13 protein-coding genes are annotated in these 22,547 nt (G+C 72.8%); 7 read left to right on the top strand and 6 right to left on the bottom strand.

From position 1 onward, the window contains the following. Positions 1-43: 43 nt before the first annotated feature. Positions 44-1,402, bottom strand: coding sequence for a M64 family metallopeptidase (locus ACWDRR_RS41975; RefSeq protein ID WP_449777591.1), 1,359 nt, complete (start codon positions 1,400-1,402; stop codon positions 44-46). A 270-nt stretch (positions 1,403-1,672) separates the two neighbouring features. On the opposite strand from ACWDRR_RS41975, the gene ACWDRR_RS41980 reads away from it, so the two are divergent. Then, entirely contained in the window at positions 1,673-3,046 is a 1,374-nt protein-coding gene (locus ACWDRR_RS41980; RefSeq protein ID WP_449777592.1) for a helix-turn-helix domain-containing protein, read from the top strand. A 153-nt stretch (positions 3,047-3,199) separates the two neighbouring features. On the opposite strand, the gene ACWDRR_RS41985 is transcribed toward ACWDRR_RS41980, so the two are convergent. Both ACWDRR_RS41985 and ACWDRR_RS41990 read right to left on the bottom strand, forming a co-directional pair. Further along, the gene (locus ACWDRR_RS41985; RefSeq protein ID WP_449777593.1) at positions 3,200-3,733 is read right to left on the bottom strand and encodes a GNAT family N-acetyltransferase; all 534 of its coding nucleotides are present in this window, start codon (positions 3,731-3,733) and stop codon (positions 3,200-3,202) included. 167 nt (positions 3,734-3,900) lie between these two features. Further along, the gene (locus tag ACWDRR_RS41990; RefSeq protein WP_449777594.1) at positions 3,901-4,554 is read right to left on the bottom strand and encodes a class I SAM-dependent methyltransferase; all 654 of its coding nucleotides are present in this window, start codon (positions 4,552-4,554) and stop codon (positions 3,901-3,903) included. 466 nt (positions 4,555-5,020) lie between these two features. On the opposite strand from ACWDRR_RS41990, the gene ACWDRR_RS41995 reads away from it, so the two are divergent. Both ACWDRR_RS41995 and ACWDRR_RS42000 read left to right on the top strand, forming a co-directional pair. Continuing rightward, positions 5,021-5,404: a CU044_2847 family protein gene (locus ACWDRR_RS41995; protein ID WP_449777595.1), complete on the top strand. Its 384-nt coding sequence runs from the start codon at positions 5,021-5,023 to the stop codon at positions 5,402-5,404. Then, complete coding sequence (locus ACWDRR_RS42000; RefSeq protein WP_449777596.1) at positions 5,401-9,900, top strand: nSTAND1 domain-containing NTPase; 4,500 nt, start codon at positions 5,401-5,403, stop codon at positions 9,898-9,900. The genes ACWDRR_RS41995 and ACWDRR_RS42000 overlap by 4 nt, the downstream gene beginning before the upstream one ends. Positions 9,901-11,552: 1,652 nt before the next feature. On the opposite strand, the gene ACWDRR_RS42005 is transcribed toward ACWDRR_RS42000, so the two are convergent. Continuing rightward, complete coding sequence (locus ACWDRR_RS42005) at positions 11,553-12,143, bottom strand: hypothetical protein (RefSeq protein WP_449777597.1); 591 nt, start codon at positions 12,141-12,143, stop codon at positions 11,553-11,555. A 900-nt stretch (positions 12,144-13,043) separates the two neighbouring features. Between ACWDRR_RS42005 and ACWDRR_RS42010 the strand changes: the two genes are divergently transcribed. From ACWDRR_RS42010 to ACWDRR_RS42020, 3 genes are all read left to right on the top strand, one after another. Beyond that, positions 13,044-13,739, top strand: coding sequence for a hypothetical protein (locus ACWDRR_RS42010; protein WP_449777598.1), 696 nt, complete (start codon positions 13,044-13,046; stop codon positions 13,737-13,739). Positions 13,740-14,861: 1,122 nt separating this feature from the next. Next, complete coding sequence (locus ACWDRR_RS42015; RefSeq protein ID WP_449777599.1) at positions 14,862-15,026, top strand: hypothetical protein; 165 nt, start codon at positions 14,862-14,864, stop codon at positions 15,024-15,026. Between the two features lie 9 nt (positions 15,027-15,035). Then, a complete protein-coding gene (locus tag ACWDRR_RS42020) occupies positions 15,036-18,044 on the top strand; it encodes a helix-turn-helix domain-containing protein (RefSeq protein WP_449777600.1) in 3,009 nt (1,002 codons plus the stop codon). Positions 18,045-18,445: 401 nt separating this feature from the next. Here ACWDRR_RS42020 and ACWDRR_RS42025 read toward each other — a convergent pair whose 3' ends face one another. Beyond that, a complete protein-coding gene (locus tag ACWDRR_RS42025; protein WP_449777601.1) occupies positions 18,446-20,425 on the bottom strand; it encodes an SsgA family sporulation/cell division regulator in 1,980 nt (659 codons plus the stop codon). 9 nt (positions 20,426-20,434) lie between these two features. Next, a complete protein-coding gene (locus tag ACWDRR_RS42030) occupies positions 20,435-21,265 on the bottom strand; it encodes a hypothetical protein (protein WP_449777602.1) in 831 nt (276 codons plus the stop codon). Positions 21,266-21,477: 212 nt separating this feature from the next. On the opposite strand from ACWDRR_RS42030, the gene ACWDRR_RS42035 reads away from it, so the two are divergent. Next, a complete protein-coding gene (locus ACWDRR_RS42035; protein ID WP_449777603.1) occupies positions 21,478-21,663 on the top strand; it encodes a hypothetical protein in 186 nt (61 codons plus the stop codon). The last annotated feature ends 884 nt before the right edge of the window (positions 21,664-22,547 follow it).

The raw sequence follows: 22,547 nt of genomic DNA on the forward strand, positions 1-22,547 counted from the left end.
GGGAAGTCGGCCGGGCCGACTTCCCACTCCACCGACGGCGTCGTCAGCGCCGCACGCTCCATGAGAGCGTGTCCGTCAGGGAGGCGCGCAGCTCGGGGTCGATCACGGCGGGTGTGGGGTCGGTGGCGACGGCCGTGAGCCGGTGGCGCAGGCTCTTCGGGCCGAAGAGGTGGAGGTCGGAGACGGCGACGGCCGTGCGGTCGCGCCAGGCCGTCACCTCGAAGCCGTCGAGGTACCAGCGCAGCCGGGTGCCGGGGGCGGGCAGCTCGATGGTGAGCCGGTCGGCGGGGGTGAGGAGGGTGGTGGTGGGGGTCGCGCTGGTGAGGGTGGCGGCGTAGCGGTAGAAGCCGGCGATCATGGCCTCGCGACCGGGGAGGTTGAACTCGCGGCCGAGCGATCGCATGATCGAGTTGTCGGTCGGCCGGTAGAGGCCGGTCGGGTAGTAGCCGCCGCCCTCGTACGCCCCGACCGTCCCGCCGTCGGGGGAGGTCCGGCCGAGCCAGCGGTACCACTTGCTGCGGGTGCGGCGCAGTTGGTCGGCGGTCAGCGCGGTGATGTTCGCCTCGGTGGGCTCGTCGCCCTGGTAGGTGCCCTGGCCGTCGTAGTAGTACTCGTCGGCGAGGAGGCCGAGGGAGTGGCCGGTCTCGTGCACGGCCACCTGCCCGGAGCGGTCGTTGCCGCCGGACACCGTGGCGATGCCGGAGTACCCGAGCGGGGAGACGACGTCGTTGTAGCCGGCGCCGCCGTACTTGGCGCTGTTGGCGACCACGAGGACGAGGTCCGCCTGCGGGGCCTTGGCGGCGTAGCGGTCGACGGCGTTGGTGTCGACGCAGAGCAGCCGCTCGACGTCCTCGCACCAGAAGTAGGAGCCGAGGGCGGTCTGCCGCACGGTGGCGCGGTCCGGGTCGCCGGTGACGCCGGACTGGGCGGAGACCGCCTGGACGGCCCAGACGTTGAAGAGCGAGCGGTAGGTCGTGTAGGGCTCGACGGCGGTGATCTCCTGCCACTTCGTGGCCGCGTCGGTGAGGAACTTCTCCTGCTCGGCGGCCGTGTAGCCGTCGCCGATCACCACCACGTCGAGCTTGCTGTCGGTGCCGCCGTTGTGGACGACGGGGGTGACGGTGCCGTCGCCGGCCGCGGGCCCGGCCAAGGGTCGGGGTGAGGCGAACGGGGAGTCCGCGGGCACCCGGGCGCGGCTGATGCTGCCGTCCTCGGCGAACACCTCGACCTGGTGCCCGGCGCCCGGCTGCGCACCACCGGGGGCGGCAGCGGCGGTGGCGGACGGGGCCGGGCGGGGCGGTTCGGCGGCGGCTGCCGCAGCGGCGGGGACGGGCCAGGAGCAGAGGGCTGCCAGGGCCGTGACGCCGGCCAGGGCGGTGGTGGCGAATCTGCCGTGACGCACGAGGGGACCTCCGGGGCAGGGGTGAACCGACAGGGGCGGGGCTGAACGACAGGGCGGTGGTGAAACGACAGGGCAGGGCTGAACCGACAGGGCGGTGGTGAACCGGCCAGGACAAGGGTGAACCGGCCGGGGCACTGGCGGAACGAGGCATGGCGATGGGGATTAAGTCTCTGGATAATCAGACTCAAGCGAGGAGTTAATGTAGAACACTGTCGCGTCCACGACAATGGGTCGGACAAGAACGGCAGAAACCCGACGGAAGGGGTGGCCATGACCTCGGAGCAGGATCCGGCCGGTATCGGTCAGCGCGTCCGACGGCTGCGCAGGGAACGGCACTTGACCCAGCGCATGGTCGCCGAACCGGCCTACACCGCGGCCTACGTCTCCACCGTCGAGGCGGGCCGGGTGCACCCCTCCGAGGCCGCGCTGCGCCACCTCGCCGAACGCCTCGGCGTCACCTTCGACGAACTCGCCACCGGCCGACCGGCCCACCTGGCCACCGAGTTGGGGCTCGCGCTGACCGAGGCCCAGGGCGCGCTCGCCGACGGCGACACCGCCGGGGCGGCCCGCCGCTTCACCGCCGTCCGGGAGCGCGCCGACCACTACGGCGTCGACTCCGTCCGGCCCGCCGCCCTGCTCGGCCTCGGGGACTGCGCGCTCGAGGCCGGCCGCCTCGACGAGGCCAGGGGGCACTTCGAGGAGGCGGAGCGCCTGCTGGCCGACGAGCCCCTGCCGCGCCGCGCCGCCGCGATCCGGGGCCGGGCCGTGGCCCACCTGCTGGCGGGCGAACTGCGCTACGCCTGCTACCTGTTGGAGACCGCCATCGACCGGCTCAACGCCGGCGGACTGCACGATCCCGACGCGCTGCTCCTGCTGTACTCGGCCGCCATCGGCCCCTACATGGACATGGGCGCCCACGCCCGGGCCGCCCAGGCCGCCGAACTCGCGCTCGCCCTGGCACCCGGCGCCACCGACCCCGCGCTGGTCGCCGGGCTGCACCGGAGCGTCGCCCGGACGTTGATCGCCGACGGCCGGGCGGCCGAGGCGGACGCCTCACTGGCCAAGGCGCAGGCGCTCTACCAGCGCCTGCGCCTCACCTCGGACCTCGCCAAGTGCCACTGGATGCGCGGCTACGTGCACGCCCAGGCCGGGGACCTCGCCCGGGCGGAGGACGAACTGCGCACCGCCCGCGCCATGCTGGTCTCCCGGCAGGCGGAGCTGTTCACCCACCAGGTCGACGTCGAACTCGCGGACGTCCTGCGCCGCCGCGGCCACCACGCGCAGGCCGACGACCTGCTCCGGAGCCTCCTCGACCGGATCGGCCCGGACCGGGGCGCCGTCCACGCCGCCGGGGCGCACCGGCTGCTCGGGCTCATCGCCGAGGAGCGGGGCGAGCCGGACGCCGCCGAGGAGCACTACGTCAGCGCCCTCGCCCTGCTCGAACGGGCCGGGGCGGCGGGCGACCTCGCCGACCTCTGCCGGCTCCTGGGCGACCTGCTGCGCCGCACCGGCCGGGTCGAGCGCGCGCTGGACGTCTACCGCACCGGCCTCGGCCACCGCGCCGCACCGGGGACGACGACGCTGGGCCCGGCACCCGCCGCCCCGCCGATCCCGACGGCCGGCCGGCTCGTGGCGGAGGCGTAGGTCCGCAGGGGGCCACCCGTGCCGCGCCCGCCCGAGGGCGTGCCGGCGGGCGGGGAGGCGGCCGGGGTCAGCGGTGGAGCCTGCTCGGCCGGTAGCCGAGGCTGCCGGGGTCAGCGGTGGAGCCTGCTCGGCCGGTGGCCGAGGCCGCCGGGGTCAGCGGTGGAAGTCGCTCGGGCGGACGCGGTAGACCTGCAGGTTGAGGCCGTAGTACTTGGTGGTCTCGCCGACCCACTCCATGCCCAGCCGTTTCGCCATGGCGATGGCGCGGGTGTTGTTCGGCCGCGCGACCGCGAACAGCTCCTCGGCCTCGTGGGTGAACGCCCAGGCGATCAGGGCCCGGCCGGCCTCGGTGGCGTAGCCCTTCCCCCACGCGTCGGGGGCGAGCTGCCAGCTCATCTCCAGGTCGTCCTCGAACGGCGGCAGCAGCCGGATGCCGAGGCCGCCGACGACCGCCCCGTCCTCCTTGCGCTGCACGGCCCACCGGCCCCGCGGGGGCGGCAGGTTCGGCTGGGCCTCCTGCCAGGCCTGCAGCACCGAGCGCATCGCCGCCACGTCGACGACGCGGTCCATCGCCGGGGTCAGCCAGTGTGCGACATCCGGCGAGCCGTAGATCGCCAGAGCAGCTTCGGCGTCGTCGGGGGACCAGTCCCGGACGATCAGCCGATCGGTGGCCAGCGAGATGTCCATGGGCCGGAACCTCCTCGCGCTTCCTGATGCACATCATCCCCCCGCCCGCCGGTGTGTGCGCGAGGAGCCCGCAGCCGCGCGCGCCCGCCCGGCCCGGCCTGGGGGCAGCGTGCCGCCGTCCCGGCTGCGCCGTGCCCACGGCACGGCGAAGAACGCGCCGGGCCGGATCAGACCCGGGCGATCAGGGCGTACCGCTCGTCGTGCACCGGTCCGCCCCACAGGTCGGCGTCGGCACCGAGCCGCTCGATCCGCAGGCCGGCGACCAGCGGTCGCACGGCGGCCGCCAGCTGGTCGGCGCCGACTCCGCCGCTCCACGGCAGGGATTCCGCCCCGGCCACGTACGGCGGCCCGGACTGCCCGGCCTCGCCCCAGCGGCCCTCGACGAGCAGCAGCCGGCCCCCGGGCCGCAGGCGCGCCACCCACGCCCCCAGCGCGGCCCCGGGGTCGGGCAGCGTCCACAGCAGGTGCCGCGCCAGCACGACGTCGAACAGCTCGCCACCGGTCGGCGGCCCGGCCGCGTCACCCACCAGGAAACGGCCGGACAGTCCGGCCGCGGCGGCCTTCCGGCCGGCCTCCTCGATCATCCTCGGCGCCAGGTCCACCCCGGTCACCCGGTGCCCCGCCGCCGCCAGGAGCAGGGACAGCGAACCCGTCCCGCAGCCGACGTCGAGCACGGCGGCCGGCGCGGGCGGCATCCACGCCCCGATGGTCCGCGCCCAGGCGGCACGCGTGCGCTCGGCCCTGAGCCCGTGGTCGGGCGCGTCGTCGAAGGACGGCGCGGCGGCGTCCCAGTAGTCGACGATGGCGGATCGATCGATCATGGCCGGCATCCTCGCACTCGCCACTGACATCCCCCGGCTGGCATCCCCCGCCCGCACGGTGCCCGCTCGGACGCACCCTGTCCAGGGGGCGCGGCGGCCTGAGAGGCGCAAGCGGGCGCGGCGGCCCGCGGTGGCGCGCGCCGCGTGCCCCGGCCGTGCCCCGGCTGTGCCCCCGGCCGTGCCCCCGACGCGGCCACTGCGGGCACGCCCGGGCCGGCCTCCGTTCCACCGGCCTCGCCCGGGAGCGATCGGTAAGTCCAAGCACTGGCAGGCGAGTTGCCGGCGCTTCCGGTCGCGCCGGAGGCGGTTCCCGATTCGGCCTTGTACGGAGCGCCCGCTGCCCCGGCCCGCCGCCCCGCTCGGCTCCGGCCGGGGTTGGCGGGCGCGGTACGGGGGCATGGGACACCCACGCACGGGGGCAGGGGGCACCCACGCACAGGGGCCGGTGAGGCCCCGAGGGGGAGACATGGCGTATCTCGTTGAGCTGCCGGTCGGTACGGCGGACGGCCGGCCGGATGTCGTGAAGGTCGAGATCGAGCAGACCGCCGAGGGCCTGGTGCAGGTCGCCCGGCCGGGCCAGGTGGTGGCGCGGGCCACCCGGTCGCTGGGGGAGATGTTGGCCGGGGTGCGGCCGGTGGCGCAGGACTTCGTGGACGGTTTCCGCGAGATGGTCAACGCACCGGACGAGATCGCCGTCGAGTTCGGGCTGTCGCTGTCCGCGGAGGCCGACGTGGTGATCTCCAGCACCTCGGCGCAGGCCAACTTCAAGGTCTCGCTGACCTGGCGCCGGGCCCCGGCCGACGACGCGGGCGGGGGCGTTCGGCCGGTGTCGGCGGAGCCCGCGCCGTGACACCGCCGGGCACCGGGCCCGTCGAGGGGGGCGGGGCGCGGTCGCTGGACGCGGCGGTGCTCCGGGTCCACGACGCGCTGAGCAGGCCGGTCGGTGCGGGGTTCCTGGTCGCTCCGGACCTGGCCCTCACCTGCGCGCACGTGGTCTCGGCGGCGCTCGCCGGTCAGGGTGTCGAGCCGGGGGTCGGGTCCTGGGTCTTCGTGGACCTGCCGTTGCTGACCGGGCCGTCCCGGCCGTCCGGCCCGGACCAGCCGGCGGTGGTGGGCGTGATGGCGGTGGTCGAGCACTGGGTGCCGCCGACGCCGGAGCGCGGCGGGGACGTCGCGGTGCTGCGGCTGGCCGCCCCGCCGGCCGGTGCCCGCCCGGTCCGGCCGGTGGAGTCCAGGTCCGAGGACGTCTGGGACCACCCCGTGCGGGTGTTCGGGTTCCCGGTCGGACGGTCGGACGGGGTCTGGCACTCGGGTGTGCTGCGGGACCGGCAGGGCGGTGGGCTGCTGCAGGTCGACCCGGTCTCCGAGGGCTACCGGGTCTCCGGGGGGTTCAGCGGGGGGCCGGTGTGGGACGACCGCCTCGGCGGGGTGGTCGGCATGGTCGCGATGGCCGAGGCGAGGGACCCCTCGGTGAGCTACCTGATCCCCACCGACGGCCTGATCGCGGCCTGGCCCGCCTTGCGGGAGCTCGCCCTGCCGCCGTCGCCGTTCCGCAGTCTGACCTCCTTCAAGGAGTCGGACGCACCGGTCTTCCACGGCCGGCGTGCCGAGAGCGAGGAGCTCGCCGTCCTGACGGCCCGCGAGCGCTGGGTCACCGTGGTCGGCCCCTCCGGCTCCGGGAAGTCCTCGCTGGCCATGGCCGGGGTCGTCCCCCGGCGCCGGGCGGCCGGGGCGCTGGCGGTGACGCTGCGGCCGGACTCCGGCAGCAGCCCGCTGTCGGCGCTGGCCGCCGCGTTGCTGCCGCTGCTGGAGCCGGCGCTGTCGGAGACCCAGCGTCTTGAGCGGATCCCCGTCCTGGCTGCCGCGCTGGCCAGGCCCCAGGGCATGGCCGACATCGCGCCCCGGCTCCTGGAACGCCACGGGGCAACTCAACTGCTGCTGGTGCTGGACCAGTTCGAGGAGCTGCTGGCACGAGGCCGGCCCGCCGTCGACGAACTGGCCGCGGCGCTGTTCACCGACACCCTGCCGAACACCGTCCGCGTCCTGACCACCCTGCGGGCCGACTTCCTGGAAGCGGCCCTCGCCCATCCGCTGCTCGGCCCGGTCATCGGCCGGCAGGTCTACGCGCTCGGGCCGATGAGCCGCGAGCAGCTGCACGAGGTCGTCACCGCGCCGGTCGACGCCGTCGCGGGGGTGCGCTACGCGCCCAACCTGGCCGAGCGCCTGCTGGACGACACCGGCGCCGAGCCGGGCGCGCTGCCGCTGCTGGGCTTCACCCTCGACCTGCTCTGGCACCGCCAGTACGCCGGTCTGCTGACCCACCAGGCCTACGAGGCGCTCGGCGGCGTACGGGGCGCACTGGGCGCCTACGCCGACGACGCCCTGCAACGGACGGTCTCGCCGGACGAGGAGAAGGTGGCCCGCCGCCTCTTCACCCACCTCGCCAGGGTCCCGCTGGGCTCGCTGGCGGCCACCCGCCGGACGGCGCTGCGCACCGACCTCGGCGAGGACGAGTGGCGCATCGCCCGGCGGCTCGCCGACGAGCGACTGCTGGTCACCGGCCGCAGCGCCGAAGGCGTGGAGACGGTGGAGCTCGCGCACGAGGCGCTGATCAACGCCTGGGAGAAGCTGCGGGCCTGGGTCGAGGAGGACCGCGCGTTCCTGGCCTGGCGGGAGGTCCTGCGGCACGACCGGGACCGCTGGGAGCGCGGCGGGCGCGACCGCGACCTGCTGCCGAACAGGACCACGCTGGCGGGCGCCCAGCCCTGGTTGCGCGGCCCGGTCGGGTATCTGAACGAGGCCGAACGGGACTACCTGGAACGCGGGCGCCTCCACCGCCGGTCGCGCCGCCGGAGGTGGCGGCTGGTGGCCGGGGCGCTGTGCGTGGCGCTGCTGGCCGCCGGAACCGGCGGTGTGCTCACCGTACGACAGATGGACGCCACCGAGCGGGAGCAGGCGGCCACCGAGCGGCAGACCGCGATCGTCGACTCCAAGGACCTGGCCGCACGCGCACAGGCCCTCGGCGGCACCGATCCCGGGCTGGCTACCCGGCTCGCGATCGCCGCCCACCGGACGTCCCCCACCCAGGAGGCCGCCGCCCAGCTGTACGACCTGGGCGGCTCGCTGCTGAACAGCGTCGTCGGCGAGGCCGGCGGCGCGGTCCTCGTCCTTGCGACCGCCGCCCGTGCGCCGCTGGCCGCCGCCGTGAACGAGGACGGGGCGGTGCGGGTCTGGGACCTCACCGACCCGGCCGCACCGGTCCTCCGGTCGACCGTCGAGGCCGCTCCGACGGGCATCGCCCTCACCCCGGACGGGTCCCACTTGGCGGCCGCCTGCGGTCACGACGGCGGCCTGTGCCTGTGGAGCCTCGCCGACCCCGCGAAGCCCGTGGTCGCGGCCAGGCTGCCGTTTCCGACCGACCCGGCGGAGGAGAAGACGAGCGTCCCCGCCATGGCCGTCAGCGCGGACGGCACGCTGCTCGCGTCGGCCTCGGGGAACGGCGACACCCGCCTCTGGTCGATCGCCCGGCCCACCGCGCCCGAGCAGCTCACCCGGCTGCGCAACCCGACCGGCCTCGGGCCGAACGCCCTCGCCGCCGTCGCGTTCTCGTCCCAGGGACACCTGCTCGCCACCACCGTTCAAGGCGGCAAGACCCAGCTGTGGGACGTCGCCGACCCGGCGAACCCGGCCAACCCGGCCGCCCTCGACACCGGGTACAAGTCGATCGCGTTCAGCCCCGACGGCAGCATGCTGGCCGCCGGCAGCCAGCGGGAGGTCGGTCTCTGGCGAGTCGGGGACCCGGCCCACCCCGACGCCGTCAGGGTCGCGATGGAGGGCTCCGCGAACGTGAGCGCGGTGGCCTTCAGCCGGGACGGCCGCCGGCTGGCCTACGGCGGGACGGACGTGAAGGACCCCAAGGGCGATCTGTGCGTCGCCTCCGTGGCCCCGGAGGAGCTGACCCTGGGGTCCGCGGAGTCGACCTGCATCAAGACGGCCGCCGGCCTCTTCGCCATGGCCGCGACCGTGGGCGGCGGGCTGGTGACCGCGGGCGACGACGGCGTGGTGCGCCGGTGGCGCTCCCCGGCGCGGCAGGTCGACGAGGCCCGGTTGCCGGGGGGTCTCCCGTCCTGGTCGTTCAGCCCGGACGGACACCTGATGGCCGCGCCGCAGCAGGCGGCGGCGGTGCCGACCCCGCGCACGCAGTCCGTCGGGATCTGGGACCTCTCCCCGGCCGCGGGCCCCGCCCTCCTGGCGACCCTGCCGGTCTCGGTGCGGAGCACCGCGTTCATCCGGGCGGGCGCGCTGCTGACCATCGGCTGGGAGGGCGAGGTCCAGCTCTGGAACGTGAGCGATCCGAACCACCCGGCCAAGGCGGCCTCCCTGGGCACCGCCGACTTCCCCGCCACCCCGTCCGGCGTCGGTGACGTGATCATCACCCTCGGAGTGACCTGGGACGACGGCGGCCGGCTGATGGCGGTGATCCGTGGCGGGGCGCTCCACCTGTGGCGGGTCACCGACACGCTCGACGCGGCGGAGGCCGGCTCGATCCCCGCCCCGGACTCCGGCGGCCACGACGCGGGCGTGCTGAACCACGGCCGCACGGCCTACCTGGCGAGCCGGACCGGCTTCGAGTGGTGGGACGTCACCGACCCGGCGAAGCCGAGGCGCACCGGCTCCTCGGCGATCAAACCCCCGGACGGTGTCACCGACCCCGGTGACGCGCTGAACCTGGGCTCCGCGCTCTCCCGGGGCACCCCGGCCGGTACCGTCCTGGCCGTCACGAGTTCACCGGACACCACCTGCAAGTGCGCGGCCCTGGAGCTGTTCCACTTCACCGGCGGCGGCGAGCCGACCTCGCGGGTGACCGTGCCCGGGGCCTTCAACGACGCCCTGGGACTGAGCAGCGACAACCGGCTGCTCGCCGCCGGCGGCAACAGCGGGAACACGGTCTCCCTCTGGGACATCGCCGACCCGCAGCACCCCCGCCCCCGAACGACCATCCAGACGGTGCAGGACGTCAAGGGCATCGAATTCGCCCAGAGCGGCACGCTCATGACCATCTGGAACAGCAACACGCTGGAACTCTGGGACGTCCGCACCCCCACCGCCCCCGTCCGGGTGGCCTCCGTCGCCAACCCGAGTGGCAACACGATCCGGGCGGTCGCGCTCGTGGCGACCGGCCCCACCCTCCTCGTGGCCTCCAGCCAGACCGTCTCACTGCTCGACGCCGACCCCGCCAACCTCGCCACCCGCCTCTGCTCCTACAGCACGGGCGCCATCAGCCCCGCACAGTGGCAGCGGTACGCACCCGCCATCGCCTACCGGGACCCGTGTCCGAACCGCTAGCGGCGGGTGAAGGTCGACGGCCCACCGGCTGCACCCACCCGTCGGCCAGGACGCACGGCGGCCCACGCTCGTTCCCCCCGCGGCTGCGGCAGCACGATGACCGCCCGACCGGTACGGAGGTCGACGGCCGAACGGTGTCCTCCCCGCACCCGCGGGGAGGACACCGCCCGGGCCGCCTTCTCTCTCTCCCCCCCGAGCTTGCGGGGAGGACGCCAGCACCTACGGCGACGGCTGGCTGGCCCCACAGCGCGTAAGGCAGATCGGGCTGCGTGGATTGCGACGGTTTCCTGGAAGCCAAGGTCTGTACTTCTTCAGCGAGGCTTGCCCGGGCACCGTAGGCCGTCGCGCTGTTCGCCGCCGAGGGCTCAGGGCAGCGGTACACGAGCTGTTCGCCGCCGCCGAGCAGGCCGAGGCCACTGGGGCACGGGCCTGGGCGGGCACCCGCCAGGTCGCGCTGCGCCGGGCGGCAGAGCTGCACCGCACCGGACCGTCCTAACTTCCGGCAAGCGCCGCACATGAAGGGACCCCTGGCCGTGATCGGTCCGGGGGTCGTCCCTCATCTCCTTCGCCTGCTGCTGGCTGCAGCCAGGCACGGCATCGCCCTCACTCGCGGCAATGCCCTGGATCATCACCCCCACCAGCGCGACGAGCACCGCGGCCAGGGCCGCGTTCCTGTGGTGGCCGGGAGCGACGGGAATACTTCGCGATCCTGATTCAACTCGGCGAGGACTGAGCTTCGCGGCCCACAGGCTCCTCTCCCGCAACTCTCGACTGTTCGAGCGCCGGCTTCGTCGGCTCGGTGAGTGCCCGGGTTGGTCGGCCGGGCCGGGGCGCCCCACTGGGGCGTTGGCGTCGAGGGGGTGGGAGGGGGCAAGGTGTCACCATGTCCGAACGCCGCGACCGTCGTCGCCTTCACGCCCGCGCCCGAGCTCTCGGAGTGCCCATCGGGCAGGCCCGACGCCGGGTTCCCCCTCGCCGGCCCGGGCCGCCGGTCGTGGAGCCCGCGTGGCCGCGTACTGCGGTGCCGGACCGGGACGAGGCTCCCGCAGTCGTCCGGGCGACGCTTCCGGTACCAGTGGAGTGCTGTTCAGCCTCACGCGACCGGCAGGTCACGGATGGCGGGACCGTGGTGATGCTGACCCGCCACACGGCCGACTGCCCGGTCTGGTCCGCCCGCTGACCACCGGCCCCGACGGGACCACCCGCGCGACGAGCGTCCAACCACTTTTGGGCGGACACCCGCCGCAGCGTCCCGCCGAACGCTCCGGTCAGGCTCCCGCGCCTGCCGGAAGAAGCGGCAGTGGTCCCGGATGGACGACCCCATGGGGGACCCCACCGAAGAGATCTACGAGCAGGCCTGGCGAGAAGGACACATCACCAGGGACAGCCCTGCCGCCTGCTCCTGGAAAGATCAGAGTTGGCACACCAAGCAGTGGCCGGGGGCTCTGGGGTCCACCAGAGCCCCCGGACCACTCCTTCGAGCGCCCCCCGCGCCCCACAAAAGCGGGCCGACGAGTCGACCCGATCAGGCGTCCTCGGCTACTTCCTCAGCCGGGCCCGGATCGCGCGGACCCCTGCGGTGCCAGCGGCGAAGGCCAGGGCAGCGGCCAGGCCGCCGAGGAACTCGGGCAGTGCAGCGTGGAGAAGCTCCCTCATCGGGTCACCTCCGCTCGAGCGAGGGCGCGAGCGGTGTACTGGCCACCGAGCCGCTTCACCTTTCGGCAAATCCGCTTGCCCATGGCGGTCGGGTCTTCGGCTCCGGCCAGTTCCGCTGCCTGCGCCCAGGAGAGATCTGGATGGAGGGCCCACATGGCGGCAACCCTCTGCTCGGCCGGCTGGAGCGAGCGGAGGACTGCCTCGATGCCAGGATTGTCCGCGATCCTGGACAGCAGGGTGTCCTCCGGCAGACGGTGGTCGGTGATCAGATCGGCGAGCTTCAGGCCGCCGGCCACTGGCTTGTCCAGCAGGTGAACCCGGTGGCCACCGGTCTTGCGCATCCATACGGGCTGGAGCTGCACGTGCGCGCGCCGCGTCTCTGCCTTGAGCAGGCTCAGCACGGAATCCTCCGCCGCATGCTTGCTGATGATGGAGCTCCAGTCGGCAAGCAGAGCCTGGGACACGGCCTCGCGCCATCGCACCGCCTGGCGAGGTGGCAGCCGTAGCCATGTCGTACTGAAGGCATCGATCACGTCGTCGCGGCCCTCGATCGCGGCTTCTCGGGCCTCGAATGCCGAGATCAGCACCGACCGGCTGGGTACGGGAGACGGGGCTCCGCAGCGAACAACCACCGAGACACGCTCGTCCCGGTACCTCACCTCCCGTAGGAGATACGTCCCGCCTTTCGGAGAGACGTCGAGATTGAGCCGCCCGCCAGTGGGGAGCCTCCGGCCCTCCTGGTACGCCATCTGGACCATGAGCCGCGGCACTTCGTCGTGGTGATGAACCTCCAGTGAGAGCTCACCCACCCGCGTCTCGGTCCGCTCTGCAGTCACCTCGTACGTGCGACCACCCAGGTGGCGTACGGACTTGATCTCGGTGCGAGTCGTCTCTTGTCTGGGCGACACCAGGTGGAGGCCGTTCATGGAACCGGAGCCTTTCAGGTAGTTGCGACAGCAGCTTCTACCTCCAGCCCCGGGATCGGGCCGGACTGACAAAGAATCTTGGAATCTTCGCTGTGACGGCTGTCACCCCGGATACGGCAGTGACGAGTTCACAGGCGCCGCCCATCAGTCCAGGCCTGGACGGGAAATGCGACATGAGGGACCCGGCCGTCAGCGTGCGTGCGTCTGATGGTGAGCCGGGAGCGGTTCAGGGGGTCAGGACGCCGGCCTCGCCCCGGACTGACTCGCGTTCACCATCGCTGTCCGTGCCGGCCGCGAGTCCGTCATCATCGCCAACTGCAACCTGCTGTCGCCTCGGACCGTCCCGGAACCGGGCCGGCTGGTCACCACGCTCCTCATAGCGAGGAACCTGCATGCGAGTGGACGCCGGACGGTGAACCGGCTGCTGCCCCCCAGCAGTAGCGGCGAAGCGGATCCCGCCATGCTGCCGAGTCAGTGGGCGTCGGTGCCGGTCCCGATGATGGTGTCACTGATGTTCTCCGACCCGGGACGCCGACGAGGTGCGGGCTCTAGCCTGGCGCTGTGACGAGTAGAAACCGAACCTCCCGTACCGGCGCGGTTGCCCTTGTGGCCGCCGGCCTCGTTCTCCTCACCGCGTGCGGCGGTGGCAGCAGTGACAGCAAGGCCCAGCAAGTCGGCTGGTACCGCACGGTCGGCGACCTCTGCGCGGTGGTGGGCGATCCGGGCCTGCCAGGGCAGCTGAGGAGCTCCATACCGGTGACGAGCGCGGGGATTGCGAGTGACCCGTCCAAGACGCTCAGCTGCAGCTACGACGGCGGTCCGGCATCGGAGGACTGGCGGGTGAGCATCGATGCGACGGTCTTCCGGGCGGCCCGCGGCTGCCACTGGCTGGAGGTCGAGGCGGACATCGCCAGGTCCCCGCTCGGCGGGCCCAAGCCGACCGAGACCCGGAAGTTCGAAATGACCGACGGCGGGGGGCTCGGTCAGGAGGGCTACCAGTCGTCGGTCCGGCACCCGCTCACCGACACCATCCCCGGGCCGGTCGACCAGCTGAGCTTCAAGTCGGGTATCTGCGACGGGAATCTGCGTCTGACGGTCGACGTCGACTACGGCGCGGGCTTGGGGATGTCCGCGGACTACCCGGGCGCGCTCGACAAGGCGGAGGAGGCGTCGCGGAAGAAGGCCGCCGAACTGCTCAAGCGGGCGCGGGAGAAGCTGTACGAGCGTGCGATGAGCCCGCAGCCGACGGTTTCGTGACAAGCGGGCGCCCAGGCCGGTTGCTGCCGTAGTCGGGGCAGCGCTGCTCGGCTCCGCTGCCCCGCTCCTTGATTTCGCCCATGAACGGCTTCGGCGGGTGCGCGCGCAGGTACTCCTCGAAAGCTGCCGGGTCCTGGACGTACCTCTGCATCTCCGGAGACAGAGGAACGTTCTCCGGGACCACAACGGCTCCCGAGTCACGGGCAAGAGCCACCGCCGTGACACCGCCGGCTGCCACCAGAACCCCGCCCAGTGCCAACAGGCCGGCGTCTCAACAGGGTAGGCAGAACCGATGGCACACGGGGCAGAACACCTGTGCTCCCGCGCGGCTCTCGGCCTGTATCGCCCGTCCGTCACCGGTTGATCATGTGCCACGAGAGTCCGGTATGCCGCGATCGGCTCACTCCACCGCCGCGTACTCGGAGCGCTCCCCGCCGGCGTCCGCGGCTTCGCGGGCTGGGCGGCTGTGGCCACGTCGGCCGGTGAGCCCGGCGACCAGTACGTCACGGCGCACATCGAGCCCTGACCGGCCGGCTCCTGTCCGGTACGGCGCTGGAACCCCTGCCGCCCGGTGTCGATGTTCAGCGCGTGGGCGACGGTGCCGCTGATGCCGCGTGGGTGGACCCCGACCGGGAGGGGTAGTGCCACTGGCCGGACCGGCGTGGCGGACGGTGGCGTTGTCCCGGATACGGCGGCCGCAGACCGGACACCGTTTCGGGGCCCAATGGATTGTTATGGCACTGACCTGCGGAAATGCCACAGCAGGGACGCCGTTTTGTTGCGTCGTATTCCGGACAGTCGCGCAAGAAGCCGAAGTCGGCGTGCGCGCCAGGGCAAAAGCCGGACGGGGGCTGCCGGGCGAAGTCCTGGGGGATCACGACAGGGTCCTGATCTGCGGTGATCCATCGCGGTCGGTGAAATTTCTTGCAGAAGGTTGGCGAAATCGTCGGCCCTCTTGACTGCGCCGGGTTGCGGGGTGGTCAAGACTTGCGCCCCAGACCGGCAGGAGCAGCGGCTCCCGCCGGGGCGAGGCATCAGGGCTGCGGCCCGGGAGGGGTTCGAATGGGTGTGCGACGTGGGCCTGGTGGTACGGATGACGAGGGCGGCGGTGTGCCGGCAACCGTGGCCCTGCTGGTTGTCGCGGTGCTCACGGCCGTCGTGGTGCTGGCGGCCATCGGGCTGTCGACGGAGGCCGTCATCGCGCTGTCGAGCACCGCGGTGCTGTCGGCGGCCGAGTTGGTGAGGCGGCTTGTGGCGGCACTGGCCGCTGGACGTCGGCGCGGGTGAGCGTGCCACGTGGGAAGGCCGAAGAAGGCGGTTGCCCCTGGAGCGGTCGCGGAGGATCTCGCGCGCTTCCTCCAGGAGCTGAGCGCGCGCAGCGGAAAGACCTATGACGCGATGGCGAGGGTGTGCGGGGTGTCGGCGGCGACGTTGTGCCGGGCGGATTCGGGTGAACGGCGGCCGCGGCTGGAGGTGGTGCGGGCGTATGTCGAGGCGTGCGGGGCCGGTTCGTCCGATCTTCGGAAGGCGGAGCGCCTGTGGGAGGGGACGCCGTCGCAGGTGTCGCTCTCCGGGGTCCGTTGGGTGGAGCCGGCCGGGGTGTGCGAGGTGCATCAGCTCGGTGAGCTGATGTGCGTGGCGCGGGCGTTGAGCGGCAGGCCTTCGCTGCGGTCGGTGGAGGAGCGTGCCGGGGCGTTGGGTCTTGTGCTGTCGCGAAGCACGCTGGGTGATGCGATGCGTCCCGGGGCGGTTCCGACCGAGACCGTGTTCTGTGTCTTCATGCGGGTGATCGGGGACTTCGACGGGTCGCCGGCCGCCGGGTACGGGCCCGAGGTGTGGGAAGAGGTGTGGAGGCGTGTTCAGCCCGGTCGCCGGCCGCGGGTGCGGGCAGGGACGGTCGGGGGCTCGTCGCGCAAGGCGTCGCCGGTGCGGGGCGCGTCCGCGGCGTCCCCGGTTCCGGCCGCCAGGGGTGCGGGCGGAGGGCGGGGAGGGCGCAGGCCCCGGGCCCGGGCGTGGGTCCGGCCGGGGCCGGTGAAGGAGTTCAAGGACCGGCTGTACCAGCTGTACCTGGGGGCGGGTGTGCCGTCGCTGGACGACATCGCGACCGCTGTCCTGCTGGACGATTCGCTGGAAGCGGCTCCCGGACGGGACAGCGTGTCCCGGCTGTTGTGGTCGGCGGAGCTCGGGCTGCAGCAGGACGCGGTGGCGGTCGCCGGGATCCTGGCCGTGATGGCGGGGCTGGACCCGGCGGCGGCGGCCGAGCAGGCGGGGGAGCTGTGGGTTCAGGCCGCTGCGGCGCGCCCGTACGGGTGCGCGGTCGGTGAGGCGGATCCGTTGGCTCTGGGCGTGCGGGAGGCGTTCGTCCTGCCGAGGGGCGGCAGGACGCTGCCTGCCCTGGTTCCGTACGTCCGGCGTCAGCACGACCAGGCGATCGAGGTCGTCGTCGGCAGGGCGGTCGCCGGCCGGAGTGGGATGGTCATCGTCCGAGGACCGCAGGCGGCGGGCAAGACGCGCAGCTGCTGGGAGGCGTTGCGGGGGATTCCCGCCGGCTGGCGGCTGTGGCATCCCGCGGATCCGTTCGACGGCACGCAGGTCGTCCAGGGGCTGGCCCAGGCCGGTCCGAGGACGGTGGTCTGGCTGGACCGGGTGGAGCGGTACCTGGACCCTGTTCAGTACCGGGGGGCCGGGACGGTGCAGGCCGAGCTCGGGAACGTGCTGCACGACTCCCGTCGGGCTCCGGTCCTGGTGATCGGGACGGTCTCCGCCACCGCCGGTGTCCTGACCCGCAGCGGCGGCCTGACTCCGGGGGCCGACACCGTGGTGCGCACTCTGATCGAGGACGCGGCGGTGGATGTGTCGCCGAGGTTCACGAAGGCGGAACTGGCGCGGCTGGCGGACCTCGCCGATCTCGACGATCGGCTGGCGACGGCCCGGGACAATGCCCGCGGTGCGGTGCCGAAGTTCCTCGCGACGAGCAGGAAGGCCTATCCGATTCTGGCCCCCGAGTCGTTCCACACGGCTGTCGAGCAGGGGGACACCGACACCCTGTTCATGGGCGGGGCGCTGCTCCAGCAATCGGGTCGGCTGGAGGAGGCGGCGGCGTGGTACCAGCGGGCGGCCGAGGCCGGCGACAGCCAGGCCATCGAGCCGGCAGCAACGTTGCTGACCGAGAGCGGCGAGCCGCAGGAGGCGATCTCCTGGCTGCGGACCCTGGCGGAGGCGGGTGATCCGGACGCCGCGGTGGCGGCCGCTCGGCGGCTGTTGGGGACCGGACGGGAGAACGAGGCGATCCGGGTCTACCAGCAGGCCGCGCTGGCGAGTGGTAGCAGCCGTGCTCTCCGGGCGGCGGCGGCTCTCCTGCGGCGCAGCGGGCGGGTGCAGGAGGCGGTCAGTTGGCTTCGTGACTGTGCGGCAGGGGGGAGGCCCGTGGCCTTGCAGGAGGCTGCCGACCTCTTGTGGGAGATGGGGGACACGGCCAGGGCGTTGAGGTTCTACGCGGATGCGGGATCGGCCGGTGAGCCGGGGGCCTGGCGGGAGGCGGCGGCGCGGTTGCAGACGCTGGGGCGGGGCGACGAGGCGGTGATCATGTACCGGGCCGCGGTGCGGCAGGGGGATCGCCAGAGTGTGCTGCCGCTCGCCGACCTGCTGGTGGAGCTGGGCCGGCGGGAGGAGGCGCTGGAGATCTATCTCGAGGAGGCCGAGAAGCAGAGGAAGCCCAAGGAGCAGAACCCCGATCTGGGGGCCCTGTGGCGGGTTGCGAACCTGTACCGGTCCAGTGGGCAGCCCGATGAGGCCCTGTCGTGGTTGCGGGAGGCGGCCGACCGTGGGGACGTGGCCGCGTTCATGCAGATCGGGTTGGTCCTGCGGGACAAGTGTGAGCAGGACGAGTGCTTTGTGGACGAGGCGGTCGCCGCGTTCACAAAGGCCGCTGCGGCTGGTGAGTGGCACGCCTACCGGGAGTCGGTGTGGCTGCTTCGCAAGTACCGGGGCCTCAAGGCCGCCGTGGCGTGGTTGCACCGGCGCATCGAGGACAAGGACCGACGGGCTGTCCGGGAGATGGCAGACCTCCTGCGGGAAGCGGGGATGCCTGAACAGGCGCTGGTCTGGTACCTGCGGGCCGCGGCGCTGGGCAGCGAGTACTCCGCCAAGTACGCCTTGCGGCTGCAGTCCCAGCTGTTGTCCGGCCAGGACGCCGAGGCTCAGCCGGGGGGCTCGGCATCGGAAGTGACCGAAGCGACCGAAGCGACCGAAGCGACTCAAGCGACCGAAGCGACCGAAGCGACCGAAGCGACCGAAGACCTGTGACGGGGGACGGGCCTTGCGGACGACACGCCGGGAGCGGTGCGGGTGACCGACCGGGGCGCTTCGGCCGCCGGCACTCAGTCGCCGGGCAAACATGCACCGGCGTGACGGCGCCGAACACCGCGACGAGCGGGCCCTGGCAGACGCCGCCCGCGCCCGTCGGCTCCGTGACAGCCACCGCGCCGCCCTCGCCCTCGCCGTCACCCACGGCAACGGCATCCCGCTGCGCACGACCCGCCGGCCGCCGCCGGCCCCCGCCCGCGGCGCTGCGTGGTTCCCCGTCGGCTGGGTCCGTGCGGACGGGACCGTACGGACGGGACCGTACCGGGCGAAGGCCAGGAGTCGGCTTGCCTTCGCGGAGCAGCGTGGTGCTGGGGAATGCCGGTCGTCGTCTCGGCAGGGGGCTACGGTCGGCTTGCCGGCCGTGGCGACGGGGTGCTGGTGTGGATGGTCGCGGTGAAGTCGTCGAATGCGGCGGTCACGTGAGTGTGTTCCCGGCCCGGTGGCACGATTTTGCGGGTCGCGGTGATGAATCTGTCCAGATCGGCCCAAGGCATCGTCAGGTGGGCGTGGCCTTGGGGCGAGTCCAGGCTGAGGTGGACGCGGCGTGCGTCGTCTGAGGTGAACAGCCCGGGTGGGTCGCTCCAGATCCGGGCGTCGCCTGTTCCGGCGGGGCTCGTGAGTCCGTCGGTGACGAGGTCGCGGGCGATGACCCACTTCACGGGGGGCGCACCGGCAGGTGTGAAGGTCAGCTCGATGGCGTAGGGGTCGTGGGAGCGGTAGGCGAGTTCGGTGGGCACGTCGACGTGCTGCTCGCCGGAGACGAGCAGGTGCATCTGGACCTGGGCACGGAGCGTGGTGCTGCTGTCGGTGGTCTCGGTGACGAGGTGCAGGTGCGGGCGCGAAGACTTCGGCCCGGGACGGTGGCGGGTCCTTCTGGGCGGGCTGGGCTTGGTCGTGCCGGTGCGGCGGGCTGCCCGCGCGGTGTCGGCCGGCCGGTGTGAAGTACCGGCCGAGCGGGGGTAGCCGTCGTCGGCTGCTGGGGTGCCGAAGGGTGCGGCGAGAGATTGAAGCGGGCGGTGTGGAGGGTCGAGAAGGAGCGCCAGGTCTGGCCAGGTCGACTGGTCGTGCGGTTCGAGGATTCCGTCGGTGTAGAGCACCAGCCGAGCATCGGAGCCGGTGAGTGATACGACCGGCGCCGTGACGGGGCCGGCCGGCATCGAAGGCAGCTCAACGGGTGCCCACGGCCCGTGATGGCCACCGAAGATGCGCAGCGGTGCCTTCACGGTGGGCTGTGAATCGTGCAGCCGATTGTCTGCGGCGAAGTTCGGACGCTGGCCGTACACGTACCGTAGGTTGGCCGTCGGCTCCGGTTCCCAGTCATCGGGGAAGGCCGAACGGACGGATGCGATTGGCACGTCCGGGAAGACGAAGAGGAAGTCGCTGTTCCACCGTCGATAGGGCCTGCTGTCGGCTGCTTCCGCTGCCTGGTGGCGGAGCAGCGTCCGGGTGTCCGGGCGCGCGTCGAAGGCCGAGGGCGGATTGCCTCGGCCGTTCAGAGCACGCAGTGCGAGTGCGGCGGAGCGGCTCGGGAACGCACCGGAGTCGGCGGACCCAGTGGTGGAGGGCTTGGTGGTCAGCACCTGGAGCGCGGCGTCGTAGAGCGCGTCGGGTTCCGGAGGCATGGAGGCGCGGTCGGCGGTTCCCAGCGTGTTGAACAGGATCCGAAGGAAGGTGGTCTTGGCGGATCCCGTGCAGCCGACCAGCGCCACTGTCAGTGGCTCGGGTGCGGAGGCATCGCGGCCCCGGCGGTCGCGCAGCCTCGGCCAAGTGTGTGCTTCGCATGGGTCTGGGAGGACCAGCAGGGTCTTGCTCGGGCGTGTTCGGCCGGCGACCGCTGCTCCGAGCGGCTCGGGTGCGGTTTCCACGGGCTCGGCCGGCTCGTACCTGTGCTCACGAGCCTGCAGGAACTGCTCGAGTAGGGCGCGAACGGCCGTGGCCCTGCCCACGCCGGAGGGGCCGAGAATCAGCAGGCGTCGCGGCCGCGGTGTGCTGTCGTGGTTGCGGGTCCAGAGCACGGGTCCGTGGTCGTGCTCGGTCACGGCTTGCTCGTCGGCGGCGTCCGGGTTGTCCGTGTCGGGGCTCCGGGGTGTGGGGGCGGGCTGTGACGGGCCGGTGTCGCAGTCAGCGGTGTCGCCGACGGCTCCGGTGTCGAGGTAGCGGGTGAAGCGTGCGCCGACTGTTGTGGGCAGAGGGGCCATCAGGGCCGTTACATGCGGAGCGCCCAGACTGGAGGAGGCCAGCAGATCATCAAACCCGGCGGCGTCGGGGACAGCCTCATCGGCAGCGAGTCCTGCCGGCGTCAGATCGTCTCGGACGGTCATCGTCCCCCCTCAGCTGTTGATGGATTCTGACGCGCTGTCGTTACGCAGTCTGGCCCGGGCTCGGCCGAGCCGGCTCTCGAAGGCCTTCGTGCCCAGGTCGACGCTTTCGGCGGCCTCGGCCTGGGTGTAGCCGGCGGCCCGCAGAACGAGGCCTTCGCGCACCTTGGGGTCGGTCAGGCGTGAGAGGGCCTCGGTGACCTGGCTGCGCAGGACGACGGCCTTGAGCGGGTCGACGGCTCGCTGGTCGGGCAGGGCTGCGAGCACCTGCTCGGCGTCGTCGCCGGCCAGGTGGTTGCGGGGCGCGATGTGGCGCCGGTGCCAGCGCTGGTACTGGGCCTTGAAGGTCAGAAGGCAGGCGCCCACGTAGTAGGTCGTCAGGCTCGCGCCGCCTTCCGGGTTCCAGCTGCCTTTGACCAGGGCGTGCCGGTGGAAGAGCCGCGCGCCGGCGAGGACCGTCTCGGTGGCGATCTCGTGGGAGTCGTCCCTGTCCAAGGTTGTGATCATGGCTTCGGGTACTGGTCGGCCGAAGGCGCGAGCCTGCCTGAAGATCGTGCCGGTGGCGCACCAGGGGGTGATCACGTTCCAGCCGTACTGCATCAGCTGCCCCATGACCTTCTGGTGCGGCTCCCCGGTGAAGCCGACCTGGCGCAGGCGGCGGACGATTTCCGCGTCGGCCGCGAGCCGGGCCGCACGGTCACCGCTGTGCCCACCACCGGCTTGGACCAGTTCCTCCTCGAGGACGGCCAGCTGGAGGCCGTGCTCAGCGGTGCCGGCACGCCGTGAGCCCGGACTGCTCGAAGCAGGTCGACGGCCTGCACGCCCAGCAACCTCGTGTGCCACACCCGCTCCTCCTGGACAGATCCGCGCCGGCTTCCTGACGGCCCAACACACGCTGTTCTAGGCCCGTGCCCGGCACCCGCCCCTCGGTCCAGGACGAAGATTCTCAAGTGACCCACATCACGCGAGGGGTGACGAGCCCTCGGCGACCTACAGCCCTGGTGCACGGGCACCGCGCACCAGCACGCCGCCCCAGACCCGCCCACGGGAGCAACATGAACAACAGCCCGGGACCCCTGCTCGGCCAACGCGCCGCCGTGATCTTCCTCCTCGGCGTACTCTGCGCCGTCACCGCCGGGATCCTCACCGTACTCTCGGGCGCAGCTCCGGCAACGGGCTTCCTGACGGCCGGAGGTGCCTTCGTCACCGCCGTGGCCTTCTTCCACGTGATCATTGAGTGAGGCGTCGGGGCGCGGATATCCAAGGGGCTCACATCACCGCACCCCGCCTGTCGGTCGGCCTCCGATGTCCGGTTGGCGGAGCGCCGAGCCTCCGCTTCGGCACCGGGCGTTGGTGTCAAGCAGGGCCGGGCGCCGACCGTCGCCCCATGAATCGGCCCGGGCGGCACTGCCCACGCGCCTGGTCGACTCGATCCTCAGCGGGGAGAAAGGAGGCGGGCTGTTTCCCGACGGCCTCCGACCTCCCCGCTCATCCCCGGTCGCGGCCTCCCCCGCGGGGAGGGACAAGCTCCCCCCGCGGGGGAGCCGCCTCCCGTCTGACTCATCGAGTGGCATGTCACCGCGCGATGTGGCGTGTCGCGTCCAGGGCGGGAACGAGCCACTCGATGGCTCGATCGCTGCCGAAGATCTTCTCGCCGGCGGCCAAACGGGCGTGGCGCGTTCCTCCAGCTCGTACTCCTTGACGCTGCTCGCCGTGGTGGTGAAGACGTTGATGGCCACGTTCGACAAGGTCCGCCGCTCGCGCTCGCCCAGCCGTTTCTCGACGAAGCCGATGCTCCTGGTCCGGCGGGTGATGGTCTCCAGGAAGACGAAGAGCATCACCGTGACTGCGCAGCCGGGGAACGACACCGCCCACCACATCGCCACGACCGGTCGGCCTTCCGCCCCCCGGCAGGACTCCTGTCGCGCCGTCACTCCCTGCGTTCGCATGAACGGCTCGCGGGGTCGGCCTGTTCCACGCGTCGTGCGATCAGTTGGGTGCGCGCGCGATGACCGCCGGTGGCTCCTCGCCTACTCGGCGGGGATGCCGCGGAGGAGGAAGGGGAGGTGGGCGCCGCGGGCGAGGGCGGTGAGGGCCTGGGTGACGCGGCGGTGCTGGTCGGTGG

It is taken from the genome of Kitasatospora sp. NPDC003701, assembly GCF_053587085.1.